The following is a 5,625-nucleotide window of genomic DNA, read 5'->3' on the forward strand; positions in this document are numbered from 1 at the left end:
CTGGTGCCGATGCGCGACCACGACCTGGGCGCCCTGAAATCCCTTCAGGTCACTGGATCGCCGCTTTCGGCCGACGGTTATCGCTGGGTCTACGGCAATGTKGGTGACATCTGGTTGAGTTCGATGAGTGGTGGCACCGACATCGCCTCCATCTTCGTGGGAGGATCCCCGACATTGCCGGTCCATGTCGGCTACATCCAGGCTCCGGCCCTCGGAGTGCGCGTGGAGTCGTGGGATGAAGCCGGCAATCCCACCCGKGGCAAGGGCGAACTGGTAGTGACCAGGGCAATGCCCTCGATGCCGCTGAGCTTCTGGGGAGACGATGGCAGCAGGTACCACGAGAGCTACTTCGCGATGTACCCGGGGGTGTGGCGGCACGGGGACTACATCGAGTTCACGCACCGGGGCATCCTCATCCACGGCCGTTCCGACTCGACCCTCAACCGCAACGGGCTGCGGCTCGGTTCGGSAGACATCTACACGGTGGTCGAATCGCTGCCGGAAGTCGCCGAGGCCCTGGTTGTCGGTGCGGAACTGGGCACTGACTACTACATGCCGCTGTTCGTCCACCTGGCCGACGGTGCCAATCCGGACGTGACCCAAGAGGCGATCACAAGATCAATCCGTGAGAACCTCTCCGTCCGATACCTGCCTGACGAGATTGTCTTCATGCCCGGAATTCCGCATACCCGCACCGGAAAGAAGCTGGAAGTCCCCATCAAGCGGCTTCTGCAAGGAGCGCGGCTGGAAACGGTCGCGGATCTCGGGTCGGTGGATGATCCCGTGCTGTTGGAAGAATATGCCCGGTTTGCCCTTGAACGGCAGACGATATCACCGTAGGCGGCACCGCTACTGGCTTCCGACAGGTTCKGCCCGCCGTAATGGGTGGTGGGCGCCGGGAAGTATCGAGGATAAKACATCAAGCGACTCAACGGCTGGCTAAATACTGCTCACCCCGTCAAAGGAGAGACATTGGGAACCATGCCAACAGCAACACCTGTCAGTCAAAAAACCGCGGGCGCCATCGGCCACAGCCTCACTCTGATCCGGGGCGAGGTTGGAGAGACGGCAGACTGCATCAATKAACAGGAACTTGCTCACCTGGCCACCCATCTCACCACCGTTAACCGGGTGTTCGTTGCAGGGGCAGGCCGCAGTGGACTGGTTCTCAGGATGGCCGCTATGCGGCTGATGCATCTCGGCCTCACGGTCCACATCGCAGGGGACGCCACCACTCCTGCAATCCGCGCCGGGGACCTGCTGGTGGTGGCCTCTGGATCCGGAACAACCTCAAGCGTGGTGAAGGCGGCAGAAACTGCGGCAAAGGCCGGTGCAAAGGTGGCCGCATTCACTGCCAACACAAACTCCCCACTGGCTGCAGTATCCGACGTGCTCGTGGTTATCCCGGCCCCGCAGAAAACCGACCACCAATCGGGTGCGTCTCGGCAATATTCCGGAAGCCTCTTCGAACAGGTGCTATTCCTCGCCACCGAAGCGGTGTTCCAAGCCCTCTGGGAGGAAACCTGCATTTCTGCCGAACAGCTCTGGACCCGGCACGCCAATCTCGAATAGCAGGACTCAGGATGGCGACGACGGAGGCGACGACTGATGCAGCGGAAACACCCGTCAACAACTCACCCCTGAATTCTTTTTGCCCAACATTTCCTAAAGAAAGAGCCGATCATGAAACTCCAAGTTGCAATGGACCTCCTCACCGTCGAAGACGCCCTCGAATTGGCCGCCAAAGTAGCCGAATACGTGGACATCATCGAACTCGGAACACCCCTGATAAAGGCTGCAGGCCTCTCCGCTGTCACCGCCATCAAGAATGCCCACCCCGACAAAATCGTTTTCGCTGACATGAAGACCATGGACGCCGGAGAATTGGAGGCCGACATCGCCTTCAAAGCCGGCGCCGACCTGGTATCAGTCTTGGGCAGTGCAGACGACTCGACCATCGCCGGCGCCGTGAAAGCCGCCCGTGCGCACGGCAAAGGCATCGTTGTGGACCTCATTGGGATATCCAATAAAGTCTCCCGCGCCAAGGAAGCGCGTGCCCTTGGCGCCAAGTTCGTGGAATTCCACGCCGGCCTTGATGAGCAGTCACAGCCCGGCTACGACCTCAAGGGGCTCCTGGCCGCCGGCGAAGAAGCGCGCGTCCMCTTCTCAGTAGCCGGAGGAGTAAACCTCTCGACGATCAACGCTGTCCAGCGGGCAGGGGCGGACGTGGCCGTAGCGGGCGGCTCAATCTACGGAGCCGCGGATCCCAGCCTGGCCGCCAAAGAACTGAAGGCCGCCATCATCTGACGCTTCCTTTCCATCACCTGCGGCGGCCGCACGTGCAAAACGTGCGGCCGCCGCATCCAACCCACTCACAAGGAACCGGAGGGACAAAAAGTGAGTATGCGATGAATGCTGGAGCCACGCTTCAGCCACGGCCCACCCAGCGGCCCATCCACCAGTGGGAATACCTGAGCCCAGGCGACGGCGTCGAGGTGTGTCTGGGGGATCTCCAGTACGCCGGATGGGTAGACGCGGTCGGAGACCGCGGGCATCTGATTTGGGTGATCGAGAACGGAACGGCTGACCGCCGGCTGTTCCTGCGCGGGGATGGCGTCACACTATGTCCCATCTGACGCTACTCCCCAACCCGAATCCGACCAGATCCGCGGTACACGATCAAAGCCCTTCCCTMCCGGAATATTCGGAAGAGTGGCGCGAGGTGTCCACTGCTGACCCAAATCTTGTCGACAAGTTACTGAACGAGGCTGAGTCGTCGCTCGTCGAAGTGGCTCTGAGCCGCCGGCCCGCCGGCATTTTGGTCACYCGCCATCACGCAGGCCGGTACGTTCTAGAACTCAGTGAAGAAGTGCCGTTCGGGGAATCCCGGGAGCGGTCCGCCTGGTAAGAGAGCGTTCCTGCTTCCGGAACCACGTGGTCATTATCCAGGCGTCCACTCGAGAGCCAGCACGCAAAGCAGCCTGATCCTAGGAGCAGACCGGCGAGCACTGTGGGGGCCCAGAAGAAACCGCACCTTCGGGCTGATAKCCGCCAGCCAGAACCTCGGCGCCCTTGACGCAGCGCGGGGGAGCAGATGGGCCAGCAGGCAACGGGCGGGCCACCGACACCCACACCCGCCCAGACAGGATCAGGAATTGCTTTCGAATTCATCGATCGTTATGCGCCCGCCGAGACGTGGAATTCGTCCTCGCGGCGGGCAGGGCGTTTGAGGATCTCGCTGCGATAGCGCGCAAACGGGAGGACTGGGCCACCAAGCGATCAAGCCACCCAATAGACGCACGCCCTTCGAGAAGGTCTCGAATCGATGTCGGTGATTACCCCTGGGAGGTCGGCTGACTGACCTACTGATGCTGAGGACGTCTCCAAACTTCGCCGGGCTCGAGCCCGCGCAGAGGATCTCACTGTTGAGTCCGTCCAGGAATGGGGCGGGCGCCGACCCTTGCTCGTGATTCTTGTGGCACCCGGCGGTCGCTATTCGGGTTCAATGGCGTCCAGGACCTCGACTGCATATTGGATGACAGCCAGTGCCCGGGCAGTCAGCATCGTTTCTTTGGGCCAAACTGCAACAACAGAGGTCTGGCCGGCGCGGGGACGAAGGTGCCTGGTCACGAGTCCCTTGCCCTCGCTGGAAACCGGGATCTGATTCGGCCGCGACATCAAGAGGCTGTAGCCGAGCCCCCGCCCGACCATCGCCCGGACAAGATCAATTTGCGGGACTACTGCACCCACGTTTGGCTTGAGCCCACGCTGAGCGAACATCAACTGCGTATATTCCGTACTGGGGGCCGTGTTGAGCATGATGAGTGGCTTGGCCGACAGATCAGCGAGATCCACATCATCTTCTTCAGCAAGTGAATCGTTGGCCCCCAGAACGGCCATGACTTCGGTCTTGTAGATGACCCTGCGCTCAACGTCCGCTGGCAAGCCAATGTCATAGACGATGGCCGTGTCCAGGGTTCCATCTTCAAGCGCCGGCAACAGGTCAGAGTGGTCCCCTACCGTGATGCTGATTTCGACCTTGGGGTGCAGGCTCGCCATGCCTTCAAGCACGGCGGGCAGGACGTTGCTTGCCAGGCCCGTATAGCAGCCCAGCGACACMGGCCCCTTCAGCTCGCCGCGGATCTCACCCAATCCTTCTGCCAGCGCACTGGMCTCTCGAAGCAGCTCCCTGGCCCGCTTCGCGAAGTGGCGCCCAGTCGGCGTCAGGTGCATGCCCCGGGCCTTCCTCMGGATGCACAGTTGTTCCCCCAACGCTGCCTCCAGCTCGMTGACGGCATGCGAAAGCGCGGATTCGGAGATGTGAAGCTGTTGCGCCGCGGATCCCAGGGTGGTGTGTTCCGGCAGCGCGGCGAAGAGCTCGAGCTGACGAAACGTGAATTTCGGCACGAAAATCACTTCTCCTAAAGAATCGAAATACTTCCGCTGATATTCGCAGTTTACTAGAGAAACATTGCCTGTGACACTGATTACACAAAGAAGTGCCAGTAGGACCGGCTACACAACGACGTGCCAGTAGGAGTAAGACAACAATGACGACACCAGCCGCACAGTGCCCCTACCACGGGAACTCGGAGACCCGAAGCGATGACGCGGCCTCGGTGCCCGGCAGCAGCGATCAAGCTCGCACCACCGCTTCGCAGGACGCCGTCGACTACGCCGTGGCTGACTGGGTTGACGTGGCTGAACTTGCATCGAATCCCTACCCGACCTATGCCCGGCTGCGGGCAGAGTCGCCGGTCGCCTGGGTTCCGCAGCTTAACAAGTTCCTCGTCACCAACTACGCCGGCTGCCACACGGTGGAACAGGACCAGGAGATCTTCAGCGCCAACGTTTCCGGCGCCACGATGACCCGGGCCATCGGTGCCCAGCCGATGCTGCGCAAGGATGATCCGGAGCATTCAGTAGACCGGGCACCGGTAAATCCTGTGCTTCGTCCCAAGTCCATCAAGGAAGTCTGGGGCCCGGTCTTTGAGCGCAACGCCGAAACCTACCTTGAGAATGTCGCCGAGCTTGGCCCAGAGGAGGCGGACCTCAACCGGGACTATGCCGCCCCTGTGGCCTCGCAGAACCTCATCGACCTGCTGGGGCTGAAGGATGTATCAGTGGAGCAGGTCCGCCGCTGGTCCCACGACTTCATCGCGGGCATGGGCAACGTCCTGGACGATCAGTCGATCTGGGACCGGTGTGACGCTTCGACCGCGGAGGCCGATGCTTTACTCAAGRAACTGATCCCCTACTACCGGCAGAATCCGGATGCCTCGATGGTGTCCGCGTTMGCAAACAGCGGGCTGCCAACATCCAACGTTGCAGCGAATGTCAAGCTGACCATCTCCGGCGGAATGAACGAGCCCCAACACATKGTCACCAACATGGTCTGGGCCCTCAGCAACCACCACGAACAGCGGGCGCAGGTCCTCGCCGACCCCTCGTTGTGGGCGTCGGTGTTTGACGAAGCCGTCAGGTGGCAATCACCGATCGGCATGTACCCGCGCCAAACGACCCGGGAAACCGTCCTGGAAGGGGTCCGGATCCCCGCAGGCGCCGGGATCGGCGTTGTCGTTGCATCCGCCAACCACGACGCCGCCCACTTCGGCGCCTCTGCAG

At 61.4% G+C, this 5,625-nt stretch carries 5 protein-coding genes; 4 read left to right on the forward strand and 1 reads right to left on the reverse strand.

Translation table 11 applies throughout. The features are described 5' to 3' along the window. The 3 genes from AC1DBQ_RS21130 to hxlA all read left to right on the forward strand — a co-directional run. The coding region (locus AC1DBQ_RS21130) for an AMP-binding enzyme (RefSeq protein ID WP_476930377.1) at window positions 1–840 on the forward strand (840 nt) is incomplete at its 5' end. 141 nt (window positions 841–981) lie between these two features. Then, complete coding sequence (hxlB, locus tag AC1DBQ_RS21135) at window positions 982–1,572, forward strand: 6-phospho-3-hexuloisomerase (RefSeq protein WP_476930378.1); 591 nt, start codon at window positions 982–984, stop codon at window positions 1,570–1,572. A 111-nt stretch (window positions 1,573–1,683) separates the two neighbouring features. Continuing rightward, window positions 1,684–2,307, forward strand: a complete 624-nt coding sequence (gene hxlA / locus AC1DBQ_RS21140; protein ID WP_476930379.1) for a 3-hexulose-6-phosphate synthase — start codon at window positions 1,684–1,686, stop codon at window positions 2,305–2,307. A gap of 1,185 nt (window positions 2,308–3,492) precedes the next feature. Here hxlA and AC1DBQ_RS21145 read toward each other — a convergent pair. Continuing rightward, on the reverse strand, window positions 3,493–4,416 hold the full coding sequence (locus AC1DBQ_RS21145) for a LysR substrate-binding domain-containing protein (RefSeq protein ID WP_476930380.1): 924 nt from the start codon (window positions 4,414–4,416) through the stop codon (window positions 3,493–3,495). 134 nt (window positions 4,417–4,550) lie between these two features. Here AC1DBQ_RS21145 and AC1DBQ_RS21150 point away from each other — a divergent pair. Further along, window positions 4,551–5,625: cytochrome P450 family protein (locus tag AC1DBQ_RS21150; protein WP_476930381.1), on the forward strand; the 1,075-nt coding region annotated here is incomplete at its 3' end.

Source organism: Arthrobacter sp. 10T413_2 (assembly GCF_056394205.1).